This is a genomic window from Pseudomonas peradeniyensis, from assembly GCF_014268935.2.
GTDB lineage: Bacteria > Pseudomonadota > Gammaproteobacteria > Pseudomonadales > Pseudomonadaceae > Aquipseudomonas > Aquipseudomonas peradeniyensis.
The window spans coordinates 95,661-109,186 of sequence record NZ_JABWRJ020000003.1; the positions used below are offsets into that span (position 1 = coordinate 95,661).

Here is a 13,526-nt window from a genome sequence, read left to right on the forward strand (position 1 = left end):
CTCAGGCCTCCGTGCCGAGTTGTTCGAATGCGGAAAACGGGATCGGGTCCACCGGGAAACGCGGCCGCAGCCAGCCTACGTCCGGGCGTCCGGTGGCGCTGCGCAGGCGGTCGCTGCAGTAGCCGACGCACATGCGCCCCTGGCAGTCGCCCATGCTTACCCGGGTACGCATCTTCAGGCTGGCCATGTCCTCCACACCCTGCTCCAGGGCCAGGTCGATCTGATCGCGGGTGACGTTTTCGCAACGGCAGATCACCGTGTCGGCCTGGGGCAGCTGGATCTGCGCCGCGCCGCGCGCGGTGTAGCGTTCCACCCCGGAGCGGAAGCGCTTGATCGCGGCCAGCTTGCCGAGGAAACGCTCACGGCGCTCGATCGCCTGCTCGGCATCGAGCTTGCCCATCTGCTGCAGCATCGACACCGCGGCGATACGCCCGGTGAGCATCGCCGCCTCGCCACCACGAATACCGGCCATGTCGCCGGCCAGGTGAATATTCGGCTGGCTGCTCTGCTGCCACACGTTGCATTCGGCGCGCAGGTAGCCGTCCTCGCTGAAACCATGGGCCAGGCCCAGTTGCTGGCTGAGCTGGGTCCGCGGAATGAACCCGTAGCCTACCGCCAGGGTGCGTACATGCTCACGCTGGATGCGGGTCATGTCCGGCTGCCAGTCCTGGGTGTAGGGGGCGACCTGGACCTCCTGCAACTCGCCATCCCCCGTGGCGCCCACCACGCCCCAGCCGTAGTGCATGGGGATACCGTTGAGTTTCATGTAGGCCAGCATGCTCAGGCCGTCGAGGAACAGCTGCGGCTTGTTCATCAACGCCAGGCTTTCCTTGGCGATACGGTTGAACGAGCAGGCCTCGTACACGCCGGCCACCTTGGCGCCGGCGGCGTGCAGCTGGCAGGCGACCAGCGGCAGCAACGGCCCGGTACCGGCAATCAGCGTGCTGCCTAGTGGCTTGACCACGCCGCTCTTGATCTGCAGCTGCAAGCCGCCGAGCAGGATCACACCGGGCAAGGTCCAGCCGGGGAACGGCACGTTGCGCTCGTGGCATCCGGCGGCCAGCAGCAGGTGCGAGTAGTCGATCTCGTGCAGCTGTTCGTCAGCGTCGAGGACCATCAGCCGTTGATCGTCCCCACCCACCACGCGATGGTTCAGGCGCAGGTCGATGCGCTCGGCGCAAGCGGCGAAATCTTCATGCAGCTTGGTCAGGGCCTTGGTGTAGCGCGGCCCCAGGTAGCCCAGGTCGACACCCGCGCGCAGCGGGCCACGATAGACCACGCCACCGGGGCGCGAGGCCTCGTCGAACAGCAGGCAATCCACGCCATGTTCGGCCAGCTCGATGGCGGCGCCCATGCCGGCCGAACCGCCACCGACGATCACAGGACGAAGGCTCATGGATGGGCCTCCTCTTGCACGCGATTGACCTCGGTCTCGATGCTCATGCCCGGCTTGACGATGGTCTGGCAGGCGCGACGCTTGGGACGCCCATCGATCTGCACCAGGCAGCAATGGCAGACGCCCATGCCGCAGTAGGCACCGCTGAGCTGGCCATGATCATTGCGCGCCAGCTGGCGCAGGCCAACGGCGTTGAGCACGCTGAGTACGGTTTCGCCGGCACTGGCGACCGCAGGCAGGCCATTGACCAGCAGGGTCATTTCAGCGCCTTCCAGTGGCTGGATATCGTGCTTTCGTTGCAGCGTCTGCATTTCCTGTCGTCCTTGATGACTGATGGGTCGGGCGACGTTAGGGCAAACAACGAGGGAAAACATTGATCCATGCCAGAGGCATGTTTAAGAAATGTCCTACAGCGACGGACGTACAAGAGTGTAGGAAGATGGCTCTGCTGAGTTCGATCGCATAGACGCTCGTCGAGCATTCTCAAACGTCAAAACAAAAACGCCCCTGGCGAACCAGGGGCGTCATACACCTTTACCTAGGCAACCTCGCTACTACTCCACCGTCACCGACTTGGCCAGGTTACGCGGCTGATCGACGTCGGTGCCCTTGAGCACGGCGACGTAGTACGACAGCAACTGCAGCGGAATGGTGTAGAGGATCGGCGCCAGCGCATCGTTGATGTGCGGCACGTTGATCACATGGGTGCCTTCGCCGTTGCTCATGCCGGCCTGCTCGTCGGCGAACACCACCAGCTCGCCGCCACGGGCGCGGACTTCCTGCAGGTTCGACTTGAGCTTCTCCAGCAGTTCGTTGTTCGGCGCCACGGTCACCACCGGCATGTCGCTGTCCACCAGCGCCAGCGGGCCATGCTTGAGCTCGCCGGCCGGGTAGGCTTCGGCGTGGATGTAGGAGATCTCCTTGAGCTTGAGCGCGCCTTCCATCGCCACCGGGTACTGGGCACCGCGGCCGAGGAACAGGGTGTGGTGCTTGTCGGCGAACAGCTCGGCGATCTTCTCGACCACGCCATCCATCGCCAGCGCTTCGCTCAGGCGGGCCGGCAGGCGGCGCAGCTCGTCCACCAGCTCGGCTTCGACACCGGCTTCGAGGCTGCCGCGCACCTGGCCGAGAGCCAGGGTCAGCAGCATCAGCGATACCAGCTGGGTGGTGAAGGCCTTGGTCGAGGCGACGCCGATCTCCGGCCCGGCCAAGGTCAGCAGGGTCAGGTCAGATTCGCGCACCAGCGAACTGATGCCCTTGTTGCAGATCGCCAGGCTGCCGAGGAAACCCAGCTCCTTGGCATTGCGCAGGGCCGCCAGGGTGTCGGCGGTTTCGCCGGACTGCGAGATGGAGACGAACAGGGTGTCCGGCTGCACCACCACCTTGCGGTAGCGGAACTCGCTGGCCACTTCCACCTGGCAAGGGATGCCGGCCAGGCTTTCCAGCCAGTAGCGGGCGACCATGCCGGCGTGGTAGCTGGTGCCGCAGGCAACGATCTGCACGTTGCGCACTTTGGCGAACAGCTCGGCGGCCTGTGGGCCGAAGGCCTGGACCATCACGTGGTCCTTGCCCAGGCGCCCTTCCAGGGTGCGCTGCACCACGGTGGGCTGCTCGTGGATTTCCTTGAGCATGAAGTGACGGTAGTTGCCCTTCTCGGCCGCTTCGGCGCCTTCGTGGTACTGCACCGTCTCGCGCTGGACCGGATGGCCGGCCTGATCCCAGATCTGCACCTGGTCACGGCGGATCTCGGCGATATCGCCTTCTTCCAGGTACATGAAGCGGTCGGTGACCTGGCGCAGGGCCAGTTGGTCCGAGGCCAGGAAGTTCTCGCCGAGGCCAAGGCCGATCACCAGCGGGCTGCCGCTGCGGGCGGCGACCAGGCGATCCGGCTGGCTGGCGCTGATCACCGCCAGGCCATAGGCGCCGTGCAGGCGCTTGACCGCGGCCTTGAGCGCGTCGGTCAGGTCGGGAATGTCCTTGAGCAGGTGGTGGATCAGGTGGACGATGACTTCGGTGTCGGTCTGCGAGACAAAGGCATAGCCCAGGCCCTTGAGCTCTTCACGCAGCTCTTCGTGGTTCTCGATGATGCCGTTGTGCACCACCGCCACGTCGTGCCCGGAGAAATGCGGGTGGGCATTGTTTTCGGTCGGCGCGCCATGGGTCGCCCAGCGAGTGTGGGCAATGCCCAGCTGGCCGGCCAGCGGGTCGGCGGTCACGGCGCCTTCCAGTTCGCTGACCTTGCCGATACGGCGGCGACGCTCGAGCGCGCCTTGCTGGTTCAGGACGGCCAGGCCGGCGCTGTCATAACCACGGTATTCCAGGCGCTTGAGGCCTTCGATGAGGATGGCTGTGATATTGCGCTCGGCAACGGCACCAACGATTCCACACATAAGATGTTGCTCCTAGCTGATAGCGGCGCAGATAAGGGTGATGCCGCGGGCTTGAATCCGGTCGCGTGCCTCGGCGGGCAGGCGATCATCTGTAATCAGGGTGTTGACGCTGCCCCAGGGCAGCTCGAGGTTGGGGATCTTGCGACCGACCTTGTCCGACTCGACCATGACGATCACCTCGCGCGCCACCTCGGCCATGACCCGGCTCAAGCCCAGCAGCTCGTTGAAGGTGGTGGTGCCACGCTCCAGGTCGATGCCGTCGGCACCGATGAACAGCTGGTCGAAGTCGTATGAGCGTAGTACCTGCTCGGCCACCTGGCCCTGGAAGGACTCCGAATGCGGGTCCCAGGTGCCACCGGTCATCAGCAGCACAGGCTCATGCTCCTGCTCGCTGATGGCGCGGGCGACGTTGAGCGAGTTGGTCATCACCACCAGGCCTGGCTGGCGCCCGAGCTGTGGAATCATCGCCGCCGTGGTGCTGCCGCTGTCGATGATGATCCGCGCATGCTCGCGGATGCGTCCGACCGCTGCCCGGGCGATGGCCTGCTTGTAAAGGGACACCGGTTGGACTGTGTCGCCCAGCAGTTCCTGGGGCATGGTCACCGCGCCACCGTAACGGCGCAGCAGCAGGCCGTTGGCCTCCAGCGCGGCGAGGTCCTTGCGGATGGTCACTTCGGAAGTTTCGAAACGCTTGGCCAGGGCATCGACGCTCACCTCGCCCTGCTCGTTGAGCAAGGCCAGGATGTTGTGGCGGCGCTGGGGGGTGTTTCGTTTCGACATGTCGGTTTAAGTTTCGATTCGAAAGATAAGTGGTGCAATCAAAACCTAAGATGAGCGATTCGTCAAGTTTCTCTCTGCACTGGCACGGTCCCTGTAGGAGCGGCCTTGTGTCGCGATGGGGCGCGCAGCGGCCCCAGGGATTTCGGGACAGAGCAGAAAATGCCGGGGCTGCTAAGCAGCCCATCGCGACACAAGGCCGCTCCTACAGGGACCGCGATACGGCACCCAATAAAAAGCCGGCTTATTCACATAAGCCGGCTTTCGATCGAAAGCGCTGTGGATAACTCAGCTCTTCTTGATCTTCTCCGGCCGCTTCCAGCCTTCGATGTTGCGCTGGCGCGCACGGGCCACGCCCAACTGCCCGGCTTCAACCGTCTGGGTGATGGTCGAACCCGCCGCGGTAGTGGCCCCCGCCTGGATTTCCACAGGTGCCACCAGCGAGTTGTTGGAGCCGATGAACACGTCTTCGCCCATCACCGTGCGGAACTTGTTGGCACCATCGTAGTTGCAGGTGATGGTGCCGGCACCGATATTGGTACGGGCACCGACCTCGGCATCGCCCAGGTAGGTCAGGTGACCGGCCTTGGCGCCCTCGCCCAGGTGCGCGTTCTTCAGCTCGACGAAGTTACCCACATGGGCGCGGGCTTCCAGGACACTGCCCGGACGCAGACGGGCGAACGGACCAGCATCGCTGCCCTCGCCCAGCACCGCGCCTTCAAGGTGGCTGTTGGCCTTGACCACCACGCCCTTGCGCAGGGTGCTGTCCTTGATCACGCAGTTGGGGCCGATCTGCACGTCGTCCTCGATCACCACCTTGCCTTCGAGAATGACGTTGATGTCGATCAGCACGTCGCGGCCGACCGTCACCTCGCCACGCACATCGAAGCGCGCCGGATCACGCAGCGTGACGCCCTGGGCCATCAGGCGGCGGCCTTCACGCAGTTGATAGTGACGCTCGAGCTCCGCCAGCTGGCGGCGGTCGTTGGCGCCCTGCACTTCCATCGGGTCATGGGGCTGCTCGGTGGCGACCACCAGACCATCGGTCACGGCCATGGCGATCACGTCGGTGAGGTAGTACTCGCCCTGGGCATTGTTGTTGGACAACCGGCCCATCCAGTCGGCCAGGCGTGCGGCAGGCATGGCGAGGATGCCGGTGTTGCCTTCCTTGATTGCCTTCTGTGCTTCGCTCGCGTCCTTGTGCTCGACGATCGCGGTGACGTTACCCGCTGCGTCTCGCACGATGCGCCCGTAACCGGTCGGGTCCTGCAAGGTCACGGTGAGCAGCCCCAGCTGCTGCTCGCTGACCTTGGCCAGCAGGCGCTGCAGGGTTTCCACCTCGATCAGCGGCACATCGCCGTAGAGCACCAGCACGGTATCGGCGGTGATCGCCGGCAACGCCTGGGCCACGGCATGGCCGGTGCCCAGTTGCTTGTCCTGCATGACGAAGTTCAGATCGTCGGCTGCCAGGCGCTCACGAACCAACTCAGCGCCATGGCCGATAACCACGTGAATACCTTTGGGCTGCAACTGGCGTGCGCTGTGGATAACGTGGCCGAGCATGGAGTTGCCGGCGACCGGGTGCAGCACCTTCGGCAGCGCGGAGCGCATGCGGGTGCCTTGGCCTGCGGCGAGAATGACGATATCGAGGGACATTGACTGGCTACCAATCCTGGGCGGTCAGGGACGTGACCAAAGGGAAATTCTGAAAAAGAAAAAGGGTAGCCGAGGCTACCCTTTAACTCAATCGCAACGGCGGTAAGCGGCCAAGGCCGGATTACTTGCCTTTGCGCAATTGCTGGACAGTACGCAGCTGAGCTGCAGCCTCGGCCAGACGTGCGGCAGCAGCGCCGTAGTCGAAGTCCGAGCCTTTAGTGTTCAGCGCGTTCTCGGCAGCCTTGAGGGCTTCCTGAGCCTGAGCTTCGTCCAGGTCGGCAGCGCGCTGCACGGTGTCGGCAAGAACCTTGACCATGTTCGGCTGCACTTCGAGGAAGCCACCGGAGATGTAGTACACCTCTTGAGTGCCACCCTGCTTGGTCAGCGTGATCGGACCAGGCTTGAGATTGGTGATCAGCGGCGCGTGGCCTGGAGCGATACCCAGATCGCCCAGGTTGCCGTGCGCTACTACCATCTCGACCAGGCCGGAGAAGATCTCTCCTTCCGCGCTGACGATGTCGCAATGGACTGTCATAGCCATCTGCTTGCCTCAACCTGATTAGCGCCCCTTGCGGGGCGCCGGGATTACAGTTTCTTGGCTTTCTCGATCGCTTCGTCGATGCTGCCGACCATGTAGAACGCTTGTTCTGGCAGGTGGTCGTAGTCACCTTTGAGGATACCGCTGAAGCCAGCGATGGTGTCCTTGAGCGAAACGTACTTGCCTGGCGAGCCGGTGAAGACTTCGGCCACGAAGAACGGCTGCGACAGGAAGCGCTGGATCTTACGAGCGCGGGCAACCAGTTGCTTGTCGGCTTCGGACAGTTCGTCCATACCCAGGATCGCGATGATGTCCTTCAGCTCTTTGTAGCGCTGCAGAACATACTGAACGCCACGAGCGGTCTCGTAGTGCTCGGTGCCGATCACGTTCGGGTCCAGCTGGCGCGAAGTCGAGTCCAGTGGGTCGACCGCTGGGTAGATACCCAGGGAAGCGATGTCACGGGACAGAACGACGGTGGCGTCCAAGTGGGCGAAGGTGGTCGCTGGCGACGGGTCGGTCAGGTCGTCCGCAGGTACGTATACGGCCTGTACGGAGGTGATCGAACCTTCTTTGGTCGAAGTGATACGCTCTTGCAGAACGCCCATCTCTTCGGCCAGGGTCGGCTGGTAACCTACTGCCGAAGGCATACGGCCCAGCAGTGCGGATACTTCGGTACCGGCCAGGGTGTAACGATAGATGTTGTCGACGAACAGCAGAACGTCGTTACCTTCGTCACGGAACTTCTCAGCCATGGTCAGGCCGGTCAGCGCTACGCGCAGACGGTTTCCTGGTGGCTCGTTCATCTGACCGTAGACCAGCGCTACCTTGTCGAGAACGTTGGAGTCCTTCATCTCGTGGTAGAAGTCGTTACCCTCACGAGTACGCTCACCCACACCAGCGAACACGGAGTAACCGCTGTGTTCCATGGCGATGTTACGGATCAGTTCCATCATGTTAACGGTCTTGCCGACGCCGGCACCACCGAACAGACCAACCTTACCACCCTTGGCGAACGGGCAGACCAGGTCGATAACCTTGATACCGGTTTCCAGCAGGTCGTTGCCGCCAGCCTGGTCAGAGAACGAAGGCGCTGGCTGGTGGATACCGCGACGCTCTTCTTCGCCGATTGGACCGGCTTCGTCGATCGGGTTGCCCAGGACGTCCATGATACGGCCCAGGGTTGCCTTGCCGACAGGTACCGAGATGGCAGCCTTGGTGTCGACGACATCCAGACCGCGCTTCAGACCTTCGGTCGAGCCCATCGCAATGGTACGAACCACGCCGTCGCCCAGCTGCTGCTGAACTTCCAGGGTGGTTTCCGCGCCTTGTACTTTCAGCGCGTTGTAAACACTCGGCACGGCATCACGTGGGAATTCCACGTCGATGACGGCGCCGATGATTTGAACGATACGTCCGCTACTCATAGCTGGATCCTCTGAATTTTTGAACCGTTAAACCGCGGCAGCGCCGCCGACGATTTCCGAGATCTCCTGGGTGATCGCAGCCTGACGCGCCTTGTTGTAGATCAACTGAAGCTCTTTGATCAAATCACCGGCGTTGTCTGTGGCGTTCTTCATGGCGATCATCCGGGCCGCTTGTTCAGCAGCGTTGTTCTCGACCACCGCCTGGTAGACCTGCGACTCCACGTAACGCACCATCAAGCCGTCCAGCAGCTCTTTTGCGTCGGGTTCGTACAGGTAGTCCCAGTGGTGCTTGAGTTCCTGATCCGGGGTTGCCACCAACGGTACCAATTGCTCGACCGTCGGTTTTTGGGTCATGGTGTTGATGAACTTGTTCGAAACCACCGAGAGGCGATCGATGCGGCCGTCCAGGTAGGCGTCCAGCATCACCTTGACGGAGCCGATCAGATCATTGATCGATGGCTCTTCGCCCAGGTGGCTGATCGCGGCTACGACGTTGCCGCCAAAGATGCGGAAGAAAGTCGCACCCTTGCTGCCGATCACGCACAGGTCGATTTCAACGCCCTGTTCGCGGTTTTCGTTCATGTCCTTGACCAGGGCCTTGAACAGGTTGGTGTTCAAGCCACCGCACAGACCACGGTCACTGCTCACCACGATATAACCGGCGCGCTTTACAGGGCGCTCGATCATGAACGGGTGGCGGTATTCCGGGTTGGCGTTGGCCAGATGACCGATCACCTGGCGGATACGCTCCGCGTAAGGACGGCTAGCAGCCATGCGCATTTGTGCCTTGCGCATTTTGCTGACCGCCACTTTCTCCATGGCGCTGGTAATTTTTTGCGTGCTTTTGATGCTCGCAATCTTACTGCGAATCTCTTTTGCGCCTGCCATGTATCACCTATCAGGTTAGCAAGCGGGGGCCGGAGCCCCCGCTGCGGCTTACCAGGTCTGGGTGGCCTTGAACTTCTCGATACCGGCTTTCATGCCAGCGTCGATTTCGTCGTTGAAGTCACCCTTCACGTTGATCTTCGCCATCAGTTCGGCGTGATCACGGTTGAAGTAGGCGATCAGAGCTTGCTCGAAGCTACCGACCTTGGCGACTTCTACGTCGGTCAGGAAACCACGCTCAGCGGCGTACAGCGACAGGGCCATGTCGGCGATCGACATTGGCGCGTACTGCTTCTGCTTCATCAGCTCGGTAACGCGCTGACCATGCTCCAGCTGCTTGCGGGTAGCCTCGTCCAGGTCCGAAGCGAACTGGGCGAAGGCCGCCAGTTCACGGTACTGGGCCAGGGCGGTACGGATACCACCGGACAGCTTCTTGATGATCTTGGTCTGGGCGGCACCACCAACACGGGATACCGACACACCGGCGTTAACGGCAGGACGGATGCCTGCGTTGAACATGGCCGATTCCAGGAAGATCTGACCGTCGGTGATCGAGATCACGTTGGTCGGAACGAACGCGGAAACGTCGCCAGCCTGGGTTTCGATGATCGGCAGAGCGGTCAGCGAGCCAGTCTTGCCGGTTACGGCACCGTTGGTGAACTTCTCGACGTACTCTTCGGAAACGCGCGATGCACGCTCCAGCAGACGGGAGTGGAGATAGAACACGTCGCCTGGGTACGCTTCACGTCCTGGTGGACGGCGCAGCAGCAGGGAGATCTGACGGTAGGCAACGGCCTGCTTGGACAGGTCATCGTAGACGATCAGGGCGTCTTCACCGCGGTCACGGAAGAACTCGCCCATGGTGCAGCCGGCGTACGGGGCCAGGAACTGCAGTGCGGCGGATTCCGAGGCGCTGGCAACGACCACGATGGTGTTGGCCAGGGCGCCAGCTTCTTCCAGCTTGCGAACGATGTTGGCAACGGTGGAACGCTTCTGGCCGACTGCAACATAAACACAGAAAATACCGGAGTCTTTCTGGTTGATGATGGCGTCGATGGCCATGGCGGTCTTGCCGATCTGACGGTCACCGATGATCAGCTCGCGCTGGCCACGGCCGACAGGGATCATGGCGTCGACGGACTTGTAGCCAGTCTGTACAGGCTGGTCTACCGACTTACGCCAGATCACGCCTGGAGCTACTTTCTCGACCGCGTCGGTCTGGGTGTTGCCCAGAGGACCTTTGCCGTCGATCGGGTTACCCAGTGCGTCGACGACGCGACCCAGCAGTTCCTTACCAACCGGAACTTCCAGGATGCGGCCGGTGCACTTGGCGCTCATGCCTTCGGCGAGGGTGTCATAGGCACCCAGGATCACTGCACCTACGGAGTCTTGCTCCAGGTTCAGGGCCATGCCGAATACGCTGCCCGGGAACTCGATCATTTCGCCGTACATGACGTCGGCCAGACCGTGGATCCGCACGATACCGTCGGAAACCGAAACGACGGTACCTTCGTTACGGGCTTGGGAGCCAACATCGAGGTTGTCGATGCGGCCCTTGATGATTTCACTAATTTCGGAAGGATTGAGTTGCTGCATTGCTCTGCTGCCCCTTCAAACTCAAGATTTCAAGGCTTCGGCCAGTTTCGCGATCTTGCCGCGAACCGAACCGTCGATTACCAGGTCGCCAGCGCGGATGACGACGCCGCCGATCAGGCTGGCATCCTCCGACGCGTGCAGGCGCACTTCCTGGCCTAACCGTGCACTGAGAACCTTGGCGAGTTTGTCTTGCTGTTCTTGGTTCAACGCAAAAGCACTGGTGACTTCCACGTCCACGGACTTCTCTTGTTCGGCCTTGTACAGGTCGAACAGAGTCGAAATCTCCGGCAGAAGCAGGAGACGTTCGTTTTCCGCGGCAACATGAATGAAATTCTGTGCCTTGGCGTCAAACTTGTCACCGCACACTTCAATGAATGCGGCGGCCTTTTCTGCGCTAGTCAGTTGCGGGGCCTTGAGCAGGCGCTGCATGGTGTCGTCTTGCGACACCGCAGCAGCCAGGCCGAGCATGGCTGACCAATTGGCCAGTTGCTGATGGGCCTGGGCATGCTCGAAGGCAGCCTTAGCGTAAGGTCGGGCCAACGTGGTCAGTTCTGCCATGATCGCCCTCGCTTAAATTTCAGCGGCCAGTTTGTTAACCAGCTCCGCATGCGCGTTTTGATCGATTGTGGCGCCAAGGATCTTTTCAGCACCGCCAACAGCCAGGGCACCCACTTGGGCACGCAGGGCGTCTTTGACGCTGTTCAGTTCCTGTTCGATCTCGGCTTGAGCCTGAGCCTTCACACGGTCAGCTTCGACGCGAGCCTGTTCACGGGCTTCCTCGACAAGCTGAGCAGCGCGTTTCTTGCTTTGCTCAATGATTTCGGCTGCCTGTGCCTTCGCTTCACGCAGTTGCTGACCCGCTTTCTCTTGGGCCAGCTCCAGGTCGCGAGCTGCGCGGTTGGCAGCGTCCAAGCCGTCGGCAATCTTCTTTTGGCGCTCTTGCAGGGCAGTGATGACCGGAGGCCATACGTACTTCATGCAGAAGAGTACAAAAATCAGAAAAGCAACGGATTGGCCAATCAGGGTTGCATTAATGTTCACGCCAACACCTCGCTCGGTCTTTGTCCATCACACCAATCAACTCGTAGGAACGAGTGATTAGCCGGCGATCTGACCAACGAAGGGGTTCGCGAAGGTGAAGAACAGAGCGATACCAACACCGATCATGGTTACGGCGTCGAGCAGACCGGCAACGATGAACATTTTGACCTGCAGCATCGGAACCATTTCTGGCTGGCGAGCAGCGCCTTCCAGGAACTTGCCGCCCAGCAGGCCGAAACCAATGGCGGTACCCAGAGCACCCAGGCCGATCAGCAGAGCAACAGCGATAGCGGTCAGACCAACTACAGTTTCCATCTTTCCTCCCGACTTTTACGTCGTATTGGTTAGGTTTTTAGTTTGAAGCGGTAAAACAAATCGTTTGGTACAGCATGCCCTTGCGGACTTTTTAAGCCCTCCCCCCAAACGGGCGGGGAAGGCTATCAGACACGCCAGGCGGTCTTAATGGTTATCTTCGTGAGCCATCGACAGGTAGACGATGGTCAGCATCATGAAGATGAAAGCTTGCAGGGTGATGATCAGGATGTGGAACACAGCCCACGCCCACTGCAGCACCACACCCAGGCCGCTCAGCCACAGCAGGCCGGAGCCGAACATCACGGCGATCAGGATGAACACCAGCTCGCCGGCGTACATGTTGCCGAACAGACGCAGTGCCAGCGAGATCGGCTTGGCGATCAGGGTGACGAACTCGAGCAGGAAGTTGACCGGGATCAGCAGGATCTGCACGAAGATGTTCTTGCTGCCGAACGGGTGCAGGGTCAGCTCACCGATGAAGCCGCCCAGGCCCTTGACCTTGATGCTGTAGAAGATGATCAGGGCGAACACGCAGAAGGCCATGGCCAGGGTCGCGTTCGGGTCGGTGGTTGGTACCGCACGGAAGACGAGGTGCGGGTCACCGGAGATCCAGGCCGCCGCTTTCGGAATCCAGTCGACCGGAACCAGGTCGATGGCGTTCATCATGAACACCCAGACGAAAATGGTCAGTGCCAGCGGGGCGATCACCGGGCTACGGCCGTGGAAGGAGTCCTTCACGCTGCCGTTGACGAAGTCGACCAGCACTTCAACGAAGTTCTGCAGACCGCCAGGTTGGCCGGAAGTCGCCTTCTTGGCCGCCATGCGGAAGATGAACAGGAAGATCAGACCCAGCGCGACGGACCAGCCCAGGGTGTCCACGTGGAACGCCCAGAAGCCCATTGCCTTGGCTTCTGCAGCCGAATGGGCGAAGCCCCAGCTGCCGTCTGGTAGTTGACCGTAGGTCAGGTTCTGCAAGTGGTGCTGGATATAACCCGAAGCGGTTTCTTCTGCCATGGTTGCCTCAAACGCCCTAAGGTCTCGAAAGTCTTTTATTCATCAGCAGGGGCGCGAACCAGCTGACCAAAAGGGTCAGCACGAAGACGCCGAATACTGCCAACGGCGCCAATGGCTTCACTCCTGCGAAGGTCAGTGCAAACAGCACTGCCGTCAAAATCATCTTGCCTGCCTCGCCCGCGTAGAACGACTTGACGATGGCCTGCGCCGCCCGGGCTCCGCTGAAGCGAAAAGCCTTCCAGGCGAAATACACATTGGGCAGCCAGGCAATCAATCCTCCGCAGAGGCCTGAATATCCACTGACCGCCCCTTTCCACTGCCACAACACCAAGGTTGCCAGCAGCAGGACGACAAATTGAGCCAGCAGTACCGGAAAAACCGCCCAGCGATGGAAAGGCAGGCGGTTTGGCGTGCGTATTTCCATCACAACTGCTCCTCGAAAGTCGACCGCCTAGTCAGCAATGACTTGGCATAATTTGTGCCGACAAAATGCG

14 protein-coding genes are annotated in these 13,526 nt (G+C 61.3%); all 14 read right to left on the reverse strand.

All coding sequences use genetic code 11. From position 1 onward, the window contains the following. Position 1: 1 nt before the first annotated feature. The 14 genes from hcnB to HU751_RS15350 all read right to left on the reverse strand — a co-directional run bounded on the left by hcnB (position 2) and on the right by HU751_RS15350 (position 13,456). Entirely contained in the window at positions 2-1,396 is a 1,395-nt protein-coding gene (gene hcnB, locus HU751_RS15285; RefSeq protein WP_186732154.1) for a cyanide-forming glycine dehydrogenase subunit HcnB, read from the reverse strand. After that, positions 1,393-1,707, reverse strand: a complete 315-nt coding sequence (gene hcnA / locus HU751_RS15290) for a cyanide-forming glycine dehydrogenase subunit HcnA (protein ID WP_050707591.1) — start codon at positions 1,705-1,707, stop codon at positions 1,393-1,395. Before hcnA ends, hcnB begins: the two co-directional genes overlap by 4 nt. Positions 1,708-1,950: 243 nt before the next feature. After that, complete coding sequence (gene glmS / locus HU751_RS15295) at positions 1,951-3,786, reverse strand: glutamine--fructose-6-phosphate transaminase (isomerizing) (protein WP_186732153.1); 1,836 nt, start codon at positions 3,784-3,786, stop codon at positions 1,951-1,953. Between the two features lie 12 nt (positions 3,787-3,798). After that, positions 3,799-4,566, reverse strand: coding sequence for a DeoR/GlpR family DNA-binding transcription regulator (locus tag HU751_RS15300; protein WP_028690016.1), 768 nt, complete (start codon positions 4,564-4,566; stop codon positions 3,799-3,801). 285 nt (positions 4,567-4,851) lie between these two features. Beyond that, a complete protein-coding gene (gene glmU / locus HU751_RS15305) occupies positions 4,852-6,219 on the reverse strand; it encodes a bifunctional UDP-N-acetylglucosamine diphosphorylase/glucosamine-1-phosphate N-acetyltransferase GlmU (RefSeq protein WP_186732152.1) in 1,368 nt (455 codons plus the stop codon). A 121-nt stretch (positions 6,220-6,340) separates the two neighbouring features. Continuing rightward, complete coding sequence (locus HU751_RS15310; protein WP_028690018.1) at positions 6,341-6,760, reverse strand: F0F1 ATP synthase subunit epsilon; 420 nt, start codon at positions 6,758-6,760, stop codon at positions 6,341-6,343. A gap of 44 nt (positions 6,761-6,804) precedes the next feature. Further along, positions 6,805-8,181, reverse strand: a complete 1,377-nt coding sequence (gene atpD, locus HU751_RS15315; RefSeq protein ID WP_028690019.1) for a F0F1 ATP synthase subunit beta — start codon at positions 8,179-8,181, stop codon at positions 6,805-6,807. A gap of 27 nt (positions 8,182-8,208) precedes the next feature. Further along, positions 8,209-9,069 carry a F0F1 ATP synthase subunit gamma gene (gene atpG, locus HU751_RS15320; RefSeq protein ID WP_028690020.1) on the reverse strand — a complete coding sequence of 287 codons (861 nt, stop codon included), beginning with the start codon at positions 9,067-9,069 and terminating at the stop codon, positions 8,209-8,211. Between the two features lie 48 nt (positions 9,070-9,117). Continuing rightward, a complete protein-coding gene (atpA, locus tag HU751_RS15325; protein ID WP_050707597.1) occupies positions 9,118-10,662 on the reverse strand; it encodes a F0F1 ATP synthase subunit alpha in 1,545 nt (514 codons plus the stop codon). A gap of 21 nt (positions 10,663-10,683) precedes the next feature. Beyond that, on the reverse strand, positions 10,684-11,220 hold the full coding sequence (locus HU751_RS15330; protein WP_023628561.1) for a F0F1 ATP synthase subunit delta: 537 nt from the start codon (positions 11,218-11,220) through the stop codon (positions 10,684-10,686). Positions 11,221-11,232: 12 nt separating this feature from the next. Continuing rightward, positions 11,233-11,703, reverse strand: coding sequence for a F0F1 ATP synthase subunit B (locus HU751_RS15335; RefSeq protein WP_023383136.1), 471 nt, complete (start codon positions 11,701-11,703; stop codon positions 11,233-11,235). A gap of 57 nt (positions 11,704-11,760) precedes the next feature. Then, positions 11,761-12,018: a F0F1 ATP synthase subunit C gene (gene atpE, locus HU751_RS15340; RefSeq protein WP_003097235.1), complete on the reverse strand. Its 258-nt coding sequence runs from the start codon at positions 12,016-12,018 to the stop codon at positions 11,761-11,763. 144 nt (positions 12,019-12,162) lie between these two features. Next, the gene (gene atpB, locus HU751_RS15345) at positions 12,163-13,032 is read right to left on the reverse strand and encodes a F0F1 ATP synthase subunit A (RefSeq protein WP_046857652.1); all 870 of its coding nucleotides are present in this window, start codon (positions 13,030-13,032) and stop codon (positions 12,163-12,165) included. A gap of 16 nt (positions 13,033-13,048) precedes the next feature. Continuing rightward, the gene (locus tag HU751_RS15350; RefSeq protein ID WP_008092225.1) at positions 13,049-13,456 is read right to left on the reverse strand and encodes a F0F1 ATP synthase subunit I; all 408 of its coding nucleotides are present in this window, start codon (positions 13,454-13,456) and stop codon (positions 13,049-13,051) included. Between the last annotated feature and the right edge of the window lie 70 nt (positions 13,457-13,526).

Coding starts and splice junctions, on each gene's coding strand:
- HU751_RS15350 (WP_008092225.1), bottom strand. CDS start 13,456: ATGGAAATACGCACGCCAAACCGCCTGCCTTTCCATCGCTGGGCGGTT.
- hcnB (WP_186732154.1), bottom strand. CDS start 1,396: ATGAGCCTTCGTCCTGTGATCGTCGGTGGCGGTTCGGCCGGCATGGGC.
- atpG (WP_028690020.1), bottom strand. CDS start 9,069: ATGGCAGGCGCAAAAGAGATTCGCAGTAAGATTGCGAGCATCAAAAGC.
- hcnA (WP_050707591.1), bottom strand. CDS start 1,707: ATGCAGACGCTGCAACGAAAGCACGATATCCAGCCACTGGAAGGCGCT.
- HU751_RS15310 (WP_028690018.1), bottom strand. CDS start 6,760: ATGGCTATGACAGTCCATTGCGACATCGTCAGCGCGGAAGGAGAGATC.
- atpE (WP_003097235.1), bottom strand. CDS start 12,018: ATGGAAACTGTAGTTGGTCTGACCGCTATCGCTGTTGCTCTGCTGATC.
- atpB (WP_046857652.1), bottom strand. CDS start 13,032: ATGGCAGAAGAAACCGCTTCGGGTTATATCCAGCACCACTTGCAGAAC.
- glmS (WP_186732153.1), bottom strand. CDS start 3,786: ATGTGTGGAATCGTTGGTGCCGTTGCCGAGCGCAATATCACAGCCATC.
- HU751_RS15300 (WP_028690016.1), bottom strand. CDS start 4,566: ATGTCGAAACGAAACACCCCCCAGCGCCGCCACAACATCCTGGCCTTG.
- HU751_RS15330 (WP_023628561.1), bottom strand. CDS start 11,220: ATGGCAGAACTGACCACGTTGGCCCGACCTTACGCTAAGGCTGCCTTC.
- glmU (WP_186732152.1), bottom strand. CDS start 6,219: ATGTCCCTCGATATCGTCATTCTCGCCGCAGGCCAAGGCACCCGCATG.
- atpA (WP_050707597.1), bottom strand. CDS start 10,662: ATGCAGCAACTCAATCCTTCCGAAATTAGTGAAATCATCAAGGGCCGC.
- atpD (WP_028690019.1), bottom strand. CDS start 8,181: ATGAGTAGCGGACGTATCGTTCAAATCATCGGCGCCGTCATCGACGTG.